General features: G+C 44.3%; 20 protein-coding genes and 2 pseudogenes. 10 read left to right on the top strand and 12 right to left on the bottom strand.

Going from position 1 to position 18,207, the window contains the following annotated elements; all coding sequences use genetic code 11:
- Nucleotides 1-62: 62 nt before the first annotated feature.
- From DSM107010_RS03330 to DSM107010_RS03320, 4 genes are all read right to left on the bottom strand, one after another.
- On the bottom strand, nt 63-554 hold the full coding sequence (locus tag DSM107010_RS03330; protein ID WP_106171030.1) for a hypothetical protein: 492 nt from the start codon (nt 552-554) through the stop codon (nt 63-65).
- A 229-nt stretch (nt 555-783) separates the two neighbouring features.
- Nucleotides 784-906, bottom strand: coding sequence for a hypothetical protein (locus tag DSM107010_RS41975; RefSeq protein WP_258184117.1), 123 nt, complete (start codon nt 904-906; stop codon nt 784-786).
- 61 nt (nt 907-967) lie between these two features.
- On the bottom strand, nt 968-1,942 hold the full coding sequence (locus DSM107010_RS03325; RefSeq protein WP_127022369.1) for an RNA polymerase sigma factor, RpoD/SigA family: 975 nt from the start codon (nt 1,940-1,942) through the stop codon (nt 968-970).
- 106 nt (nt 1,943-2,048) lie between these two features.
- The gene (locus tag DSM107010_RS03320) at nt 2,049-3,047 is read right to left on the bottom strand and encodes a bestrophin family protein (RefSeq protein ID WP_106171642.1); all 999 of its coding nucleotides are present in this window, start codon (nt 3,045-3,047) and stop codon (nt 2,049-2,051) included.
- Nucleotides 3,048-3,904: 857 nt separating this feature from the next.
- Between DSM107010_RS03320 and DSM107010_RS03315 the strand changes: the two genes are divergently transcribed.
- Complete coding sequence (locus tag DSM107010_RS03315) at nt 3,905-4,741, top strand: CPBP family intramembrane glutamic endopeptidase (RefSeq protein WP_127022366.1); 837 nt, start codon at nt 3,905-3,907, stop codon at nt 4,739-4,741.
- A gap of 113 nt (nt 4,742-4,854) precedes the next feature.
- Here DSM107010_RS03315 and DSM107010_RS42825 read toward each other — a convergent pair.
- Nucleotides 4,855-5,325 (bottom strand): annotated as a pseudogene (locus tag DSM107010_RS42825) (M23 family metallopeptidase); the annotation flags it as partial.
- A 961-nt stretch (nt 5,326-6,286) separates the two neighbouring features.
- Nucleotides 6,287-6,454: a hypothetical protein gene (locus DSM107010_RS39335; RefSeq protein ID WP_181246379.1), complete on the bottom strand. Its 168-nt coding sequence runs from the start codon at nt 6,452-6,454 to the stop codon at nt 6,287-6,289.
- A gap of 211 nt (nt 6,455-6,665) precedes the next feature.
- Here DSM107010_RS39335 and DSM107010_RS03305 point away from each other — a divergent pair, with 211 nt between their 5' ends.
- The 9 genes and pseudogenes from DSM107010_RS03305 (at nt 6,666) to DSM107010_RS41970 (ending at nt 13,150) form a co-directional block, all read left to right on the top strand.
- Nucleotides 6,666-8,636 (top strand): heavy metal translocating P-type ATPase, encoded by a 1,971-nt coding sequence (locus DSM107010_RS03305; RefSeq protein WP_106168040.1) that lies wholly within the window; start codon nt 6,666-6,668, stop codon nt 8,634-8,636.
- A gap of 52 nt (nt 8,637-8,688) precedes the next feature.
- Entirely contained in the window at nt 8,689-9,024 is a 336-nt protein-coding gene (locus tag DSM107010_RS03300) for a hypothetical protein (protein ID WP_106168039.1), read from the top strand.
- Between the two features lie 148 nt (nt 9,025-9,172).
- Complete coding sequence (locus tag DSM107010_RS03295) at nt 9,173-10,105, top strand: cation diffusion facilitator family transporter (RefSeq protein ID WP_241994100.1); 933 nt, start codon at nt 9,173-9,175, stop codon at nt 10,103-10,105.
- 396 nt (nt 10,106-10,501) lie between these two features.
- Nucleotides 10,502-10,924: pseudogene (locus DSM107010_RS03290) on the top strand (cation diffusion facilitator family transporter); the annotation flags it as partial.
- 270 nt (nt 10,925-11,194) lie between these two features.
- Nucleotides 11,195-11,497: a DUF4058 family protein gene (locus DSM107010_RS03285; protein ID WP_199755378.1), complete on the top strand. Its 303-nt coding sequence runs from the start codon at nt 11,195-11,197 to the stop codon at nt 11,495-11,497.
- Nucleotides 11,497-12,012: a hypothetical protein gene (locus DSM107010_RS03280; RefSeq protein WP_127022360.1), complete on the top strand. Its 516-nt coding sequence runs from the start codon at nt 11,497-11,499 to the stop codon at nt 12,010-12,012. The genes DSM107010_RS03285 and DSM107010_RS03280 overlap by 1 nt, the downstream gene beginning before the upstream one ends.
- Before the next feature lie 4 nt (nt 12,013-12,016).
- Entirely contained in the window at nt 12,017-12,760 is a 744-nt protein-coding gene (locus DSM107010_RS03275; protein ID WP_127022357.1) for a hypothetical protein, read from the top strand.
- Nucleotides 12,761-12,778: 18 nt separating this feature from the next.
- A complete protein-coding gene (locus DSM107010_RS38135; RefSeq protein WP_158631728.1) occupies nt 12,779-12,952 on the top strand; it encodes a hypothetical protein in 174 nt (57 codons plus the stop codon).
- A 66-nt stretch (nt 12,953-13,018) separates the two neighbouring features.
- Nucleotides 13,019-13,150 (top strand): hypothetical protein, encoded by a 132-nt coding sequence (locus DSM107010_RS41970; RefSeq protein ID WP_258184010.1) that lies wholly within the window; start codon nt 13,019-13,021, stop codon nt 13,148-13,150.
- Between the two features lie 127 nt (nt 13,151-13,277).
- Here DSM107010_RS41970 and DSM107010_RS03270 read toward each other — a convergent pair whose 3' ends face one another.
- The 6 genes from DSM107010_RS03270 to DSM107010_RS03245 all read right to left on the bottom strand — a co-directional run bounded on the left by DSM107010_RS03270 (nt 13,278) and on the right by DSM107010_RS03245 (nt 18,179).
- Complete coding sequence (locus tag DSM107010_RS03270; RefSeq protein ID WP_106169424.1) at nt 13,278-13,577, bottom strand: hypothetical protein; 300 nt, start codon at nt 13,575-13,577, stop codon at nt 13,278-13,280.
- Nucleotides 13,578-13,738: 161 nt separating this feature from the next.
- Nucleotides 13,739-13,975, bottom strand: coding sequence for a hypothetical protein (locus DSM107010_RS03265; protein ID WP_241994099.1), 237 nt, complete (start codon nt 13,973-13,975; stop codon nt 13,739-13,741).
- A gap of 19 nt (nt 13,976-13,994) precedes the next feature.
- A complete protein-coding gene (locus DSM107010_RS03260) occupies nt 13,995-14,246 on the bottom strand; it encodes a hypothetical protein (RefSeq protein WP_106169423.1) in 252 nt (83 codons plus the stop codon).
- Between the two features lie 112 nt (nt 14,247-14,358).
- On the bottom strand, nt 14,359-15,528 hold the full coding sequence (locus DSM107010_RS03255; RefSeq protein WP_106169422.1) for a ParB/RepB/Spo0J family partition protein: 1,170 nt from the start codon (nt 15,526-15,528) through the stop codon (nt 14,359-14,361).
- A gap of 4 nt (nt 15,529-15,532) precedes the next feature.
- On the bottom strand, nt 15,533-16,390 hold the full coding sequence (locus DSM107010_RS03250; protein WP_106169421.1) for a ParA family protein: 858 nt from the start codon (nt 16,388-16,390) through the stop codon (nt 15,533-15,535).
- Nucleotides 16,391-16,880: 490 nt separating this feature from the next.
- A complete protein-coding gene (locus DSM107010_RS03245) occupies nt 16,881-18,179 on the bottom strand; it encodes a hypothetical protein (RefSeq protein ID WP_106169420.1) in 1,299 nt (432 codons plus the stop codon).
- Between the last annotated feature and the right edge of the window lie 28 nt (nt 18,180-18,207).

Below are 18,207 nucleotides of genomic sequence, written 5' to 3'. Positions count from 1 at the left end.
AGCTCGAACTCAGGTCACACAATCATAATAAAACTTCTAAATTTACCAGTCAAATCTGTATACTAAAATGTGCGGAATCGAGCTACACCTACGGGAATTTCTGAATCATTGCCAACAACTTTAGCTGATAGGCTATATATAGAATCAGAACCAAGAACTGGTTGCTTGACTTTGTTAAGTTCGATCGAGATTTTTGTGTTAGAAATGTCTTTTTTAAGAAAAAATATAATGATTCTTTTATCATCAACAAAAACATTAGTATTAATTTTCTGACCATTTCGATCGGATACGTTAATGTCATTGCTCACAGCTATGGTCGATGGAGTATCAATAATAAGCTGAGAAAGGGCACCGATATTTTTGGGAATGTGTATTTGAAAAGCATGTTTGACGATCCGCCAGCGAGTAGTAGGAAACTGTAAATTGTCTTCAATATTAAAAACTCTACTATTATTTGTATTTGTGTTAACATTCTCACTTGCATAGCTAGCTGAAATAGAAGCTGCAATAGCTAAAATCAAGCTGGTAGGAATGTAAATTAAGATTTTTTTCATCTCACACCTTGAAGAAATTTGCTCGCTCGAAGATGAGTTAACCTTTTGCTAAATAGCTTAACAGAGAAAGATGAAATCAAGATGAAATTTTGCCTAGAGACACAATTATCTTTGGACGAGGTACTCATGCCATATTGAAACGAGAGTCTATTACCTGGTTGAGTGACAAAACTCAAGAACTAACACTGTAAGATTTGATGTTGAACTCGCGCTCCAACTGCTTTTGAGTTTACTTCTTCGCAGCAGATGCAGGTTCAGGATCGACAAAGCCAGACAAGGAAATCGCTGAGAATAATCGCCATCCTTGATGCAACCACCGATCCCTTCGCCGTTGATGACTTTGAGCAAACACGACACGGCTACAAATGTATACCCGCCACTAGGTTAATTTGATGAACTATGCAAAGCTCTAGTTAACTAATTAAGTATTTATCCATATCAACCTTGCACTTGCGGAGTTTGGCTAAGGCTTCTTGCTGAATCTGCCGCACCCGTTCGCGGCTAAAGTTAAGCCGCTCGCCTATATTTTTCAGCGAAAGCGCTCGTCCATCTTCTAGACCAAAACGCAAGCTCAATACCTGCTGCTGTTGCAGTGTCAAAACTGCTGCCATCACTTGCTTTAAGTTATCGGACATTAATGACTGAATCGCAAACTCCTCTGGAGAAGCAACAGAATCTTGTAACATTTCACCCAGCTCTGTATCTCGATCTTCTCCTACTTGTTTTTCTAAAGATATAGGTTGACGTGCTACCTCTAGATACGAGATTACCTGGTTGGGAGTCAATTCCAATGCTGCTGCTAACTCAGAAATTGACGGCGTGCGTTTCAGGCGTTGGGATAGCTGGCGTTGTGTCTTTTTAATTTTATTGAGCTTCTCAGTGATGTGGATCGGCAGCCGGATGGTGCGGCTGTTCTGCGCGATCGCTCTAGTTATAGCTTGGCGAATCCACCAGTAGACATAAGTTGAAAGCCGATACCCTTTGGTGGGATCGAACTTTTCTACACCCCGATGCAAGCCAATGGTTCCTTCCTGAATCAAGTCTAGAAGTTCTAAATTGCGCTTGGTGTACTTTTTGGCGATGGAAACCACCAGTCGCAAATTAGCTTCTACTATCTTGCGCTTAGCATTCTCACCATCTGCGATCGCTTGTGTTAGCTGGGTATTATCTGACGTTCCCGAAGCTTTTGCCCATTCATCAAGCGACGGTTCTCGACCTAACTGCTTGGTTAGCGAATCTTTCACCAACTGCAAGGCGATCGATCGCTGCACCTGTTTGCCATAAAAAATTTCCTGTTCGTGAGTTAGCAGTGGTACGCGACCAATTTCTCGTAAATAAATACGAATGAGATCGGTGTCTGTTTGGGCAAATTTTACGGCAGTATGCATGGGAGTCTTGGGTACGTAGTAGCAATATTGTGAAATCCTAAGCGTTCTAACGCTTTATAACTCGGCTTTTTTGATTTTTTGAGCAAATAATATTTATAGTTTTCCTCTATGGTCTAAATTTGCTATCTTTTTTAGAAAAGCGATCGCTATTTGTATTAACTGCAATGATATCTTCGGTGTTGCGAAGCATTGTGTGACAAATTACGTCTAATGGTAGGTCATTTGGATTGTGTCCAAAAGGATTTTCAAGTTCGGAGCCAATTTCTTCAATTCCAAATAAAAAAAAACTGATAAAAACCATAACTGGGGTAGTCCACCAAGTCAAGCCACTCACTAATTCAACAGGTAAGGTCAGACAATATAACACTACTAGCTGCCTCAAATAAATTGCATAACTCAAAGGCATTGGTGTTTTTGAAATTCGTTCACAACCTCCTAGAATATTCACTAATTCATCTAGCAATTTTTGCAAAGCATTTAATTGATAAACATCAATCGATTGACAATCATATTGATGCTGTAAGTACTCTCCTATCCAGAAAGTAATCTCCAGGGGTGGATGGTTTGTATCTTGTAGCTTTGAATACTCAGATACGGACATAAGTGAAAGTAACTCTTCATTTATAGAATCGCGGCGCAAATGTAGCTTCATAGCGATTGCGAAAGCAACTACTAACCGTATCACTGCCTTTTTTTCCTCTCGATCTGCCGCTTCTCGTTCTTGAATTATTATCCAAATTCCACGAGTCAAATTACGAACAGCATTGACTAAATTTCCCCACAGTTTACGTCCTTCCCAAAAGCGATCGTAAGCTGTATTAGTCCGAAATATTAATAACAAACTCAAAACAAGATTAAAACTTAACACCACATTAGGAATACCATCTATTTTTGGTAGGGTTATGTGAATTTTTTCATAATAGAGTAGTGCAATTGCAAAACTATAGACACTAAAGAAAAATATCCAAGGAAGAATAGTTGGAACAACTGAGCCTTGTAATCGTAAGATTAAATAAAACCAATTTATCCTTTCGCCTGTGTAATCGTAAAATTTTTGCTTCCACGATCTTAAGGAATGAGTTTTAGTATGCTTCTTGATTTTCATTTTTTCCTGAAACCTTGGAATAACAACTGAATCAAAAGTACATACACTAAATTAAAAAGCAAAAGTTTGTTTTTTACTATAAACTTAACTACTTTGATAACATATCTATTTTTGATAGCATGTGTATTTGAAACAGTTATTCGTTCATGTTACGATCGGTGCTGTGGCTTACCAGCCGTAATTATCACAACGAACGTAAAGACTGAAAGCAAATCTACAAAAACATTTATTACTGCCTCAAAACTTTTGACTCTACTTGTGGATCGAATGCCTATCTAACCTTTCCTATAGTCTGAAGGATAGATTGGGGAATGAAGCTAGTTTTTCTAGATGACGTTTTCGATTTCATTCTTATCGTTATAAAAACTCAGGCTTTTAAGCTCGTATACTAAAAGCCTGAGACTAAGCTAAGCATGAGGTGTAAGTGATTAAACTTTATTATATGGAAAACAAGATGAAATTGAGATGAAATTTGTTGCAAAATAGAAAAATTTTTTAAGTTACATTTTTACTTCAAGATTAATAGTGATAATACAATTAATATGTAAATACTCAAGATTAGCTGAAACATAAACTTGCAAGACTCTATCTTTTTCACAAAAGTTGTCTAAATACATGGGTATATTTTAGTTAAAAAGAAAATTGGCTTTAGCAAGACGGATGAAAAAAGCAGAAAGTAACGGTTGCGATCGGCAAGGTGTCTCTAGCTCTATTGGTATTGTGTTCTATGCCATAGCGGTCTTTTCCTTGGTTGATTTTAGGTAGATGCAATTAGCTTTGCTATTCGTTGCCTTTATTGTCTGTTTTAGTAGTTTTCCCGATCTAGTCGAGTCTATGGCTGGAGACAAGTAAGTTTGATGCCAATTCTCTGTCCGAAATTTGCTACCTATCCTGTCCCAGCGAGGATCGGCATTTTTCTGCTGGTACTAATGTTGCTGTGGCTACCTATCGCTGTTCCCATCTACTGGGTATGGGGAACAGTTACTACCAGCAGTACGATCGCTCTGTTGATTCTGTACGTTGAGTTTTTCTGGCTGTTGCAGATTTGGGGCAGGAAAGTCCATCGCCAATCTCAGCCACTTCAGTATCATGGACTGGTGAGAACCCGCCAGAATGGATTTGAACTCTTAACAGCTCTGGGAATTGGCTTCATCAGCCTTTTTACTCTTTTTCTCTTTGAGAGTTGGATGGGATGGTTAACTTGGCAACCTCTCCCTAGAGTCCATCTCTCATTTGGGTTGGAAGGTTTGCTAGTTGGATTGGGTGTGGGAGTTGCTGAAGAATTGCTCTTCCGAGGTTGGCTGATTGACGAACTGCGTTGGAACTGTAACTTTAAGATGGCTATGTGGATTAGTAGCACGATCTATGCAGCACTACACTTTATTAAACCTTGGACGGAAATTGTCCGCACATTGCCGAGTTTTCCAGGGCTGCTACTGTTAGGGTTAACCTTGGGATGGGCAAGGCAGGTACACCAAAAGCGCTTAGGATTTGCCATTGGGCTTCACGCCGGATTGGTTTGGGGTTATTACCTAGTTGACGTATCGGATTGGATAAATTACACGAATCAAGTGCCAGAATGGGTGACGGGAATCAATCAAAATCCTCTGGCAGGGATTGTAGGCTTTGGGTTTCTCTGCGCGCTTGCCTTTGTAGTGCGAAAGATAGGGGAATTTGGAGTGACGCTAGATTGAAGCTATCTTCTTGGCGCGATCGCTGTTAAATTCTGTAGATCTCTAGATCCAATGGGGCAACTACTTGGAATTAAAGTCGAGCATTCGGAGAGGAAACGGCTTCAACGAGATCGTCATACACGAACTTGACGCGGTAGATAAGCAATGGGATTAACTACCCCCTTGCCCAGGAGATGCAACTCAAAGTGGCTGTGCGGTCCACTACTCCGACCAGTGCTACCCATTTGAGCGATCTGTTGACCTTGCCCAACTTGTTGCCCAACCCGAACCAAAACCCGTTGATTATGAGCGTAACGAGTCAGACTGCCATTACTATGCTGGATCTCCACTAGATTGCCGTAGCCACCAGAATTCCAGCCTGCTTTGACTACAACACCTGGAGCTGAGGCGAAAATTGGCATTCCTACAGCGGCGGCGATGTCAATTCCCTGATGCATCCGTCCCCAGCGTCTGCCATAGTTAGAAGTCACGCTGCCTTTTGCGGGCCAAGCGTAATACTTGGACGGGGTTGAAGTCTCGAAAGGTTTGGGTAGGTAGGTATCTACTGCACCCAGAGGCGGTAAATCTGGAGAAATCTGCTGTCCTTTGAGCAAATCGAGCATTCCTGATGTCTCTAAACCAACTGTGGGTGCCGTTACTACACTAGAGCTAGATTTAGGAGTAGTGGTACTGGCTGGTGTTGAATGCTGAGCTTTTATAGCTGGCTTTGGAGCGTCAGACACTTGAGCCATAAGCAATTTTGGCTTCATCGATCGCTCGACTGACAAATTAAGATACCGTAGAAAATTCAGTTTTCCAGTTAAACTATCTGCTTTGCTAGGGGCAATCGGTTGGAGAGGCGCGACTAAAGTACTACCTTCACTCGATTTCGGCACAAATGCGCTTTGAGTCGAGTATTTCTGTTGTAGTTTCTCAACCTCCATACGTAGCTTTTGGACGTGCAGATTAATTGGCGCTCTCGCTGCTTCTGGTTCGCTTAAACCTATATTCTTGCGTCGAGGTACTTCAGAGCCAATAGGAATAGTACTGACTGTTGGTTCGTTGCTTGTTAGTTTAACTGCCAATGCGCGATCGCTTTGTTGAATCATCAAAAGGTTAGAAGCTCCTGTTGAAACGACTAAACCGAGCGTCAAAGTCGCAGTTCGCATCCGTCGCTGATTTTTTTGTCGAACAAAGTTAGTGTATTCTTCTAATATTTTGTTGTTAGTTGTCAAAGTGAAAATTGCCGCTACTTTCTTCATTCTTTGCGTTCGTTTAGCTAAATTTATTCAGCATCATATATAAACAACGTTGCACAATTTGTCAAGAGTTTATCGTCGTAATTTTCTGGCTGAATATTCCTCTCAAAAGCTTGAAATCGAGCGGATAATCGCTCTTGCCCAAACTTGAGTGAAGTAAAGATTAGAACATCATAGCTATAGCGGCTAGCGTAAATTCGCTCGGTCTGTTTTTCAAATAACCAAAGCCTAGACTATAAAACCCCCAAACGACTCGAAATTTCAGCAACTTATTAGTTTAGCCTAAAAGGAGGCTTTACTCTATTTCCTAATGAATCTGGGCGTACATCGGCTCAATCTCCCCAACATTGGAGCGATCGGCATCTGGAGCAAAATAGTCTAAGCTTTCAACTCTAATGACTTCAATAGCCGTCTTTCTGACAATTAAGATAAATTTAACCGTACTTAAAGCATTTTTGATGAAAATTAAAATCATGCCTAAAAACTCGTTCCTCCTGTTAATGATTATCACTCTATTAATCAAGGGTGAAAGTGATAATAGTTTTCATTATGAATTTGCCTTTATAAACCGTGCATGACTCGCAGCAATTTTTGCACGTTTGAGAGTACGAGAGTGTAGAATAAAAAATAAATTTGAATTGCTGCTCAGATATTCATTATTTATTTGCTTGGAGCGAAGAAACATCATGCCAAAGCCAAGTTCAAACCATTCGGGCTGCTCCAGCTGCGCTGGTGACGAGCATCAGCACGGTCATGACGACCACGACCACGGTCACAGTCATGGCGACGGAGAGTTTAACCTAAAGGCGGAACTGGCTCCGGTGATCTTGGTAGTCATTTTATTTACCCTCGGTTTAATTTTTGAAAAGCAACTGCACGGTACACCTTACTCAGTCGGCGAGTATTTAGTTTTCATCCCTGCCTACCTCTTGAGTGGTTGGAATGTGTTGACGAGCGCTGGACGCAATATCCTCCGAGGTCGAGTATTTGACGAGAATTTTTTGATGACTATAGCGACGTTAGGGGCGATCGCGATTCATCAACTACCAGAAGCCGTAGCGGTAATGTTGTTTTTCAGAGTGGGCGAATTATTTCAGGAATTTGCTGTCGGTCGTTCCAAGAGATCGATTAAGTCTCTGTTGGAGTTCCGCCCTGACTATGCCAACTTGAAGACGAGTGGCGAAGTCAAAAAAGTATCGCCAGATGAAATAGCTGTAGGGGATATCATCATTGTCAAGCCAGGGGAAAAGATTCCCTTGGACGGCAAGATCGTAGAGGGTGAGGCTCAGCTCGATACCTCTGCCTTAACTGGAGAATCAGTACCGCGAACTGCAAAAGTTGGAGACTCCGTTCTAGCAGGCACGATCGACAAAACTGGCGTTCTCACGATCGAGGTGAGCAAACTATTCGGTGAGTCTTCCGTATCCAAAATTTTGGATTTGGTGCAGAATGCTACCAGTAAAAAATCGGAGTCGGAGAAATTTATTACTCAGTTCGCTAGGTACTACACCCCTGTTGTCGTTTTTCTCTCTCTGGGAGTAGCGATACTTCCTCCTTTATTTATTGCAGGGGCAGACCGCTACCAATGGGTTTATCGCGCCCTCATCTTGCTGGTGATTTCCTGTCCTTGTGGACTCGTGATTAGCATCCCACTCGGCTACTTTGGTGGTGTTGGCGGTGCTGCTAAGCGCGGGATTTTGGTCAAAGGCTCTACCTTTTTAGATACCCTTACTAGCGTCAAGACGGTAGTGTTTGACAAAACAGGAACGCTGACTAAGGGCGTGTTTAAAGTAGCGCAGATCGTACCAAAAAATGGGTTTACTCAAGATGAGCTACTCCAACTAGCAGCTGAGGTAGAGTCCCACTCTAACCATCCCGTGGCTGAATCTATCCGAGAAGCCTATGGGAAAAAGATCGACGATTCCCAAGTTGAGGCTTACGAAGAAATTGCTGGTCATGGCATCCGCGCCCTAGTCCGAAATCAGTTAGTAATAGCAGGAAATGACCGCCTGTTGCACCGAGAAAATATTTCGCATGATGACTGCAATATAGAGGGTACTGTCGTACATCTAGCTGTAGACAAGGGCTACGCTGGATACATTGTTATTGCTGACGAACTCAAAGACGATGCATTTCAAGCAATTCAAGCCCTGAAGAAACAGGGAGTTGAGCAAACCGTCATGTTGACGGGAGATAATCGAGCTGTAGCCGAGCGAGTAGCGCAAAATCTCGGTTTAGATTCCTACTATGCCGAGTTACTACCAGAAGGTAAGGTCGAGGCGATTGAAAAACTCATCTTGCAATCTGAAAAAAACAGTAAAGTTGTGTTTGTAGGTGACGGAATTAACGATGCCCCAGTAATTGCCAGGGCTGACGTGGGCATGGCAATGGGAGGATTAGGCTCTGATGCGGCGATCGAAACTGCGGACGTAGTGATTATGACCGATGCGCCGTCAAAGGTTGCTGAGGCAATCAAGACTGGCAAAAAGACACGTCAAATTGTTTGGCAAAATATCATTCTGGCTATGTCAGTCAAAGGTGTATTTATTTTACTAGGTGTTTTCGGTCTGGCGACTTTGTGGGAAGCCGTCTTTGCTGATGTGGGTGTAGCTTTGCTTGCCATCTTAAACGCCAGCAGAGTTTTGAGAGGAAGTTAGTTTGGAAATAATTAAACAGAAAAATTCTTCGTCGACTTACGGAGGTTGAAAAATGGGATTAGGTCATATTTTCAGAGAACTATTGGGTGACGATCGCCACGGACATCATCGCCAAGATCGTCACAACAAGTATCGCGATCGCGATCGTCATCACAATAGACATCACGATTACGACCATCGCGATGAGCATCATGACTATTACTACGACTATGGCGATCGTGAAGATTGTCATTCAATCCCTAGTCGAAGCCGCCGCTATCAATCGAGCTACCATGATGAAATGGCTGCATCTAACCCAGTAGTTATCTGTCTGAGCTGCGAGAGAGAAAACCCTCATGATGCCAAGTTCTGCATTGAGTGTGGCAGCGTCCTGCGTATAAGCCACTGAGTTTTGTCTGTGGAGATATTAGTAATTTGAGCGATATTGTTTCTGGGAGAACTATTTGATTTTCGATCGGCTTAATTTTACTGAGCAGTAGATAGATTGCTCCAGTCTACTAACTGTTAAATCAATACTCGAACAGCTCAGAAAGATTATGAGTTTCACAAACCTAAACTTTGAACACTCCCACCTGAAGCCTACAGAGGCTGTGCCAGGTACGCAAAACGTACGGCGACTCTGGATTGTCATAGGATTGCGAAGTAGTCTGTTGCTAGTGGAACTAGTAGTTGGGTTCTGGACTCATAGTCTGTCACTGCTTGCAGTTGCAGGGCATATGCTTTCAGATGTCTTTACGCTGGGAGCAGCGTTGATAGCAGCTTCTTTAGCACAGCTCCCAGCCACAGGTCGGGCAACTTTTGGGTATCGACGGCTAGAGATTTTAGTCGCACTGATGAATGGATCGATCCTCATCGCGATCGCCGCTCTCATCGCTTGGAGAGCTATTGAGCGATTCCAAGCTCCAGAACCAGTTTCGGCTTTACCCACACTGATTGTAGCGGCACTGGGCTTGGCAATCAACATTTTGCTTGTCAGCTTGCTGCACGAAGACAGCGATCGGGACTTGAATCTGCGGGGTGCTTTTCTCCATGTGGTAGCCGATGCCGTCAGCTTTTTCGGCGTAATTTTAGCAGCAATAGTAGTTTATTGGTTCAATTGGTTTTTGGCAGATGCAGTTGCTAGTTTGTTCGTTGCCTGTCTCATTTGTCTGAGTGCCTTGCCGCTCGTTTGGGATAGCTTGAGAATTCTGATGGAATACGCTCCTCCAAACATTGACGTATCTGCGGTTGAAGCTGTCTTGAGTACCAACGCCTGCGTCCGACAAGTAGACAAGCTGCATATCTGGACGATTACCTCTGGACAGGTGGTGCTGTGCGCTCATTTAGCTGTGGAATCTCTGAACGCTCAGGAGCGAGATAGTCTGCTCTTGCAGTTGCAAGCTCAATTAGGGCAAGCGTTTGGAATTGGCGAGTCCACTTTACAGATAGTAGCCCTCAACGAAAGCGATCGCGCTTCTTACCTTTGCTAGATAGAGATTGCTAGAAATTTTAGATGAGTTCTTGTTGTGAAAAGATTTATTCTATCTAAGCTCAATAAATACCTACGCGCTATTAGTCGGCGCGAACGAAATAAGGAAACAGCGATTGATATAGGTCAACAAAGAGCAACAGTTATTAAAGCAGGTAATCGAGCAAATAGTGAGATTGAAAAAAAAGTATACTGCCTCTATTTTTTAAATTCTCAAGCGAATCCAACTTGCTCTCAACCCAAATTCTGAAAAAGATGTTGTCAGTGGTTAAAGCTTTGAGCGATGAGGTACTAAAGTAACTCCCACAGATGATGGCTCTCTGGAAGCAAACCGTAAGAAGAAAAGCAAGTCGGAATTGTATCAAAGTCTGTCGCAAGCGCAAATAGAATTGTAAATACCATGAGGGGTGTCCTGGCTGGGATTGCCATTGTTGTTACAGGTTGGCTGTGGTTCGATCCAGCGATCGGTTTAATCGTCACTGCGGTCATCCTCATAACTACCTGGCAACTGCTCCAAGAGTCTCTCAATTTAATTTTAGATGCGGTTCCAGCAGGGATTGAGCCGCTAGCTGTCCGCACCTATTTAACCGAACGTCCTGGTATAGCTTCTGTCCACGACCTGCACATTTGGGCAATGAGTACGACCCAAACTGCCCTCACCGCTCATTTAGTCATGCCCGCTGGTCATCCAGGCGATGATTTTCTCGTTCGAGTCAGTCGAGAACTGCGCGATCGTTTCGGCATCGAACATGCAACGCTGCAAATAGAACTGAGCAACTCTGCTAATGCCTGCCCTCAAAAGAGCGATCGCCTTGTCTGAAAAAGCTGAAATTTCCAGAAGTTGCAGCTATCTACCTTGCAGCTGAACCTGTTGAATGAAGCTCAGGGTTTATTGATAGTTCTGTTTGGGTGTAATCTGCGATCGCTCCAGTTGTAAAATACTGTATATTGTCATCGGTACTCCTGTTTGGGGTGAATTCTGATTTAGATGAGATGCTACACCTTCGCCCGATCCTGTGATGAACCCTTAAGGGATATTTACGATCGGACGTGTATTCGACACTAGCAAACAAGTTTCGCGGCTGTGTTAGTGCCGCTACTGCGTAAGCGTTACACGGCTATGTTAGAAATTTACTTAGTAGAAGATAACGCTTCAGAAGCTGTGGTAGATGTTTGGATGTTGAAACTACTAGATAGATTGCCTGTCATTCCGTTACCACTACGACAGCCCGACCCTGACGTGCCCCTTGACTTGGCTGCTGTCTTAAACGCTATTTACGATGAAGCTGCCTACAATTTGTCAATTGACTATCGTCAAGTACCACCACCACCATTATCCAAGTCGGATAACCTTTGGCTGGAAAACTTAATCGTACCATTGAGGGAGGAGTGATGTCTCGCCCCAGCCAGGAAAAATGCAGACTTTGCTCGAAGTTGAGCGTCACTGAAGCTAAGCTCAAACACGGACAAGAAGGCGATCGCTGTTGGGACGACGAGCGCTGCCACAATCGCCGCTCCTACTATCGCCACCGTGGGGTGCGAAATTACAATCGCAAACAGCACCGTCGAACAGAGCGATCTCCAGAACAATTAGGAACGAGCGCAGCGATTTTGGAAATTCCCGCTCCAGCCGCTCCAGCCGCAGTCGCTCATTTCTACCGAGAAACAAAAGATTCACCTCTGCACGCATTTGGAGCTGAGTTATGGATGGGCAACCATCGAGTCGCAAAAATCGAACCAGTGCATTGTTTGGGATTGGCGGAGGCACAAGTGAAAATGTTACTAGTGCGAGTCTTAGAGGGTTTTTCTAGTCATAGTGAAATCAAGATCGAGCGCTTTCGTTCTTCGGTAGAGCTACATCCGGTAAACTGCCCGAGTCGCCCTTGTCCAATGCATCCCAATAGCTAAAAACGTGTTGGAAATCGTACAGCTCGAATTGGATTTGTGGCAGGCATTGGATGATGCTACCTCTGCTCCCGAAACGGCGGACGTGCGATCGCTGCTGCTATCTTTAGATCGGGCGATGGAGCATGGCGAGCTGGCACAACAGTTAGCAATTGGAGCTGAGGGGCTAGCGCGAATCGCAGCAGTTTACGCGGCACGAGCAGAGTCACTGATTTGGGAATGGGAAAGCCAGTACAATCCGACCGAACCAGTTGTAGATGTGGAAGGATGTACCGATCTATTCGTGCAGTCGCTACATTTAGATTTATCGGATTTGATTGAGCCACTCCAAGCAGTACAGTATCCCCAAAATCGACAGCCCCCAACTGCGATCGCTACTAATAACTCTCTAGTCGGACAAGTAGATAAATCGGCAGTGTTGGCAATGGTGGAACAACTAGAAGCAGATGATACTTCAATCCTATCCGATGTAGAGCAAAAAGAGCTCATACTAGCGCTCGCTCATACTGAAGATATTTCTGCTGAGACTAGCGCAATTGCTGATTGTTTTGCCAATATGTCACTAAACTGCTTGCCATTAGTTGAACTAGTACGGCAAGTACGGTATCCAGTGACACTGGAAAAAGATTTAGGAGATCTACTGGTGAAAACCTGGTTGGCCGTTCTGTTGGGAGACTTTGAGTTAGAACAGCGCGAAGATTTTTACAGCCCAATTGGAATCTGGGTTTCTTTGCCTGATGTTGCTGTCTGACAGTTCAGGAATAGTTTGATGCGAGCGGCAACGATCTATCAAAAATTGCAAGTTAGTCAATACCTGAAACTGTTACCCTATATACATCTTCGCTCGCTAGCAATTGAGATGCAGTTTGAATACAATGCGCTGTATCTAGCACTCGCAGCTTTCATGCCAGCCAAACTCGTGACCGCCGACTTGCGGTTGTAGAATGCCGTGAGTTCGCAACTGGAATTCGTCCAGTTTTTAGGCACTTACTAGTGCCGATCTGTCTGGGTGATTGCGACCGTCCGGATGCAGCACGATGGCGAGGTGATTTCTCTGCTGGCACGACAACAAGGTTTGGGAATGCCGTTGGTTGAAGTTTGGCTGTTGAATATTTCTTCCCCACATCAGCAGTATGTATAGTCAGAAAATTCAGGGCGGTTTCGGAGAGCGATCTAGATGAAATCTGCTTGGAGCAGAAACAGACTCCAACTAAAATTTCCTTGCCCGATCGACCTAAAACTCCTGCAAGGCTAAAACTACTTCCGCTTTAATCATAGGGACAAGACTCCCAGACATCGTTCTCCTGCTCCCACTCAATCTCTCGCAACTCTTGCTGCCATTGAGAATATGTGGATGAGTTCGATGGATATACACCTAAAGATTCCCAACGATCTGGCGAGCTTGGCACTGCCACTATTTCATCGCTCGCCTGCTCTCCAGCAGGTGCTTTTGGGGACTTTATTGGTTGATTAGCTTGGGCTAGCGTTGATGCTAGCAAACCAGAATCAGCGCTTTCTTCAACCTTTTCAAGACGATGGCGTTTGACTAGTTTCCGGTATTTTTCCATTGTAGAGTCATCAGGTATGAGAGAATCTGCTCTAACAAATAGAGCAAGCGCGTTAGAGATTGCACGCACTCGTCCTTTGGATAGCCGATCCTCGCTATGATGGGTTGCTTGTGCGGGTTACTTGCAGAGCGTAAATGCTCTCCTACCTTTTGACGAGTTGCTTAGCTGCGATCGCCCTTACAGCCTGCTACCCATTCTCTTCCCGCCCTTTCCGCATCTATCGCTGTTTGATAAGTTTGCTGTTCTCCAAATACTTCTCCTTCCTCGCTCAGCAACTGAAATTGCCAACGGTTATAGTCCGTGTAGAAAACTAACAGTATTTTTCCTTGCCAACACAGTAGATTTGCGATGCCGAAGGCGGAACTTGGCTTTGTCGCGACCTTCGCAATTTCTTCCATTTCCCTCCACCGATCGCCGCTATATTCTCGCTTTGTTCTTAGCCCGTTTGACCAGTACGGGTCTAGGCTTCTTCTTTTTATACTTTGGATCTTCAATTGCTCGCAAGCCCGGTGGACGACAACTCTCGCAGTACAGCGGTCTAGCTCCATATGTCTCCCTTTCTGTTGGCTGACTGCACTGTTGACAGATAAATTTGAACAGGCGGGTATGGATTGTGCGTTCGTGAGCGCGTACCGTGTACTCTCGAACAGAAACCCTTTTTGATGGCATTTACTTGTTATTCCTACTTTTTTCGTCACTATCCTAAGTTAACTAACCATTTAGCAAAAAGCCCTGCGCTCTACCCCTATAGGAACGAGCATCGCATTCAGTAACGCTGTTCTTAAGTATCCTGTTGATTCCGCCAAGCTTCTATTTGGGCTAACTTTTCTTGCAACACTTTTTCTAGTTCTTCCAAATCCTGTAGATTTGCAATTGTTTGAACGTCGAGCTGTCGTACTGTTTTTGTAAATTTAACGATCGCGCTATCTCGACTATGACTTTTGGGACTGTATTTACTAATCAGCTGCTCGACTAATTCTTTCACCTGGTTGAGGGAATGTTTCTGCTCTAGAACTTGCTGTGTTGCTTGAGTTCTAATAGACATTGCTTCTGATTCGCCCACATCAAGCTGTTGGCTTGATAACCGATTGAGTTCTCTAGCTTTGCTTGCGTCCAATCCTTGAGCATTAATTGCTTGTTTAAGATCTGGTGCTAAATTTAGCAATGGAAAAACCACATTGTTGATCGTGATCGGGTTGAGTTGTAAGCGCAGAAGTGTAGCAAAAACCGCCTGCTCTTGAGCATCTTTGAAACCAACCGTCTCGATCCACTGCTGTTGTTCTTCTTCGGGTGCGCTTCTAATTTGAGCTAGTTGTAAATGCTTTCCTTGACGCTGCAAGCGTCGGAAGGCAGTATTTAAGATTTTCGGAATTTCCCAACGCCGTTCCCTTAAATGAGAATGCTGCATGCCAATTAAATGTAGCAAGGCATTGGCTAAATCTAAATCGTGCAGCTTTTGTGAATGAATTCCTGTGACAATTTGTCCTTCAAACTTCTGGACTTCATCGCTCGTATGAGGAACGATGACTGCTCTAAGTGTTTTCCAACCGATTGACTGTGCTGCTCGCCATCTAATCTCTCCATCAAACAAAGCATACCTGCCATTCATCTGAGGTGGAAACAGGACGATTGGAGTTTTCTGTCCGTGTCGCTGCAAGCTCACTGCTCTCTCTCGCACTATGGGATCGGCAATCGCCGTTCTGGGTTGGTTCGGATCGGATTCGATCAGGGCTACTGCTATCTCGTGTTCTCCTCCCGCTCGTGCTAATTGTGCTGTTAGCTCTTCAACTTGTTGTTCTAGAGCTGCTTTCGTACGCTCATCCAATGCTCCAGTTTTTAACTGCTCGTTCTCTGCTTGCAATTGTTCTAGTTGCGCTCTCAACTTATGCAGTTGCTGCGCTTGCCCCACTTCCCCAAATAATTGACCCATGCCAACTTTTGCTGCTGCCATCGCTCTACTCCTCCACCATCATTTGTACGAGCTTTGTCACAATTGGGTCGAAACTTTTGCTAGCTTCGCACCCTGGTCGGTATAAGTGTACGGTTAGTCCCGCTCCGCTTGCACTCAAAAAGTAGTTCGATTCTCTGATGTAAGGAAAGCAGTGAATACCTAACCCTTCTATTTGTCCTGGTAGCGTCTCTATTGGGTCTATTTCTCGACGCTTACTCCCCTTTTCGTCGATTCCGAGGATGTTTCTATGCGTTGCCTTCCCCAATTCCACTCTGGTCGGTACGAAGCCTAAAATCTCTGGTTCTGGTTTGAGCTTTAACTCATCAATCTTGTTGTAATACCATTCCAGTAATCCAGCAAATCCTCCTGTATCTTTATATTCCGGTTTGATTGGCACGAGAACGTGAGTGCTAGCTGCTAGTGCCGCTAACCCCATCGGTTCTAAAGCTGCTGGCGTATCAAATACAATCAAGTCGGCATCCAACGAATATTTCTCTAAGCAATCGCCCAAGATGTAGTAGCGTCGCGCTGCAAAATAGATCTCGTTTGTACTCTGCTCTAGAGCTTCTCCGCCTTGAATCGCAAAGAGTGCTTTAACGCGATCGCTCCACAGCGGCACTAAAGGATATATTCCGTCAAATTTCTTCTGAAATAAAATAGCTGTCGATCGTTCTGGCACTACTTTAGTCAATCCCGCAAAGATTCGCAGCGAGCCTGACTGATCGAGTTCTATCAATGCAACTTTATAACCTCTGCTTGCCACTGCGTAAGCCAAATGTACTGCCATCGTTGTTTTTCCCGATCCCCCAGCGTTACTCGCGATCGCTAAGCGGACTTGTCTTTTGACTGTTTTTCTCTTCATCTTCCTTCAATTGCTTGAATCGAGTTGTGTACTAACACCAGTACACATAGAGTTCTGCTTCGACTATGATTTTGCCATTTACTTCCTGATTGCCTGAAATAGGAGCGACTTGCAACTTGCTCTCAGTTTAATCCTCTTGCTGTGTTTGTCAATAGCCTAACTAAGTTTTATCTACTACCGAGTGATTTTTGACTGAAAGTGACATGACTGCGGTCAGCAATCTGGGTAAACATCTGGATTTCGGTCAGCAATTTGGGCAAACATCTGGATTTATAAACTGACAGAGCAAGCGGCACGGATGTTAATCGCTCGATTGTTGCTAAATTGATGCTAAAGAGTATTTGGCTATCCAATAGAGGTACACTGTTTATGTCTACAAGAAGCAATGTAATATAAGAAACTTGACAGTATATGTCTCAAAATCTATAGAAGTCAGGTTTTTCTCCTATCGATTCAACTCCAAGCCAATTAAGTGCAGTCGATTGCATATCTAGCGCCAAGAGCGCCATTGCAGCTGCTCTCTTAGCTGCATTACGAAACGGCGTGCTAGATTGACAGCATCACGATAATGTGACTCACAAGTATGCTCCGACCATCCTCGGCTGGTCTGCTCCTTAATATATCCAAATGCTGCCGAATGTAGCAAAGCGGAATTATTCGCGAAGCTTGGCTCATGTCCCTTTTCTTGTACGCGGGCAATTGCTGCCGCTAAAAGTTCTACAGGACGCTCTACAAGAGAGCGACCGGAGGCTCCATCTTTTATCAATCCTCGTTGCCCGAATAGTTCGTTAACCAAACTCCGTACTTGCGCTCTATATCGCGCCTGTAATTCTAACTTAGCTTTATCCAGCCGAACGACGCGATCGCACTGGGGAACTTCTACTTCAACTGCTGCTAACTCTGCTTCCAGCCCTTTGAGAAAAATCTCGTAGGCTGATGAAGGCATCGTGTTTTTCAGTCGGACACCGTCAATTGTCACTTCTCCATCTGCATCTAAGTCCATGCCCTGCTGCTGCAACACGATTTTTTTCTTGTAATCGCGATAGGAGATCGATTGCCCTTCAACCAGAACTTGCCAATCCAACCCAACATGGTGCAGAAACGTTGCTGCGGGTATTTCACGCTCGGTTTTAGCTCTGGCGATCTCTACTCCAGATGGTATGTTGAAATATGTCGGCGCGATCTGTACTTGTCGATTGTTTAATACCGCTTCTACTTCAAGAAGGCACGTTTTGTAACTTCTGATTTCTTGAAGTTTTTGAGAGATTGCATCTACTTCCTTTTGCCAAGGTAACGTTACTCCAGGCTGTGGATCGCACGGACTATTTAGGTCAATTTCGAGTTGCTTGAATTTTGCGTCCTCGCCAACGAGATCGTTCGCAGTTACTGTCGGTGGTTCGCCAGTACTTGCATCTAGTAAGTCATTAGTCTGCCCCAGCTCCTCAAGTAAGGAAAACTTGGGCGATCGCGACTCTGGAGCTACCACGGGTACGCGCACTTCTAACAGATCTCCCTGCTTCACGCTTGCAGTGTTGGACAGTTGCAGCACGGTTTCACCTGCTTTGTAGGCAGCTGTTAGTACGGGTTCGATCGGCTTGTCTGTTGGTAAATCCTTGATAACATCGGCTGCTACCCCACGCTGAAACTGCTCGAATAACTCGCGCAATCCCAAGGCGGAATGAGTGACAATTGCCGCCCAGTTAGGGTGATTTAATTCGGGAAAAACGGATGCACTCGCACCTGGCACTTTTCGCAATGCCCGTCCCCATTCTTGCTCGGCTGGTGACATAGATTTCAGGACGCACTAGCAGCAGGAA

It is taken from the genome of Chroococcidiopsis cubana SAG 39.79 (assembly GCF_003991895.1).
Classification (GTDB): domain Bacteria; phylum Cyanobacteriota; class Cyanobacteriia; order Cyanobacteriales; family Chroococcidiopsidaceae; genus Chroococcidiopsis; species Chroococcidiopsis thermalis.
Note: the sequence above shows the minus strand (reverse complement) of the source record. Positions and strands in the feature narration are given on the sequence as shown.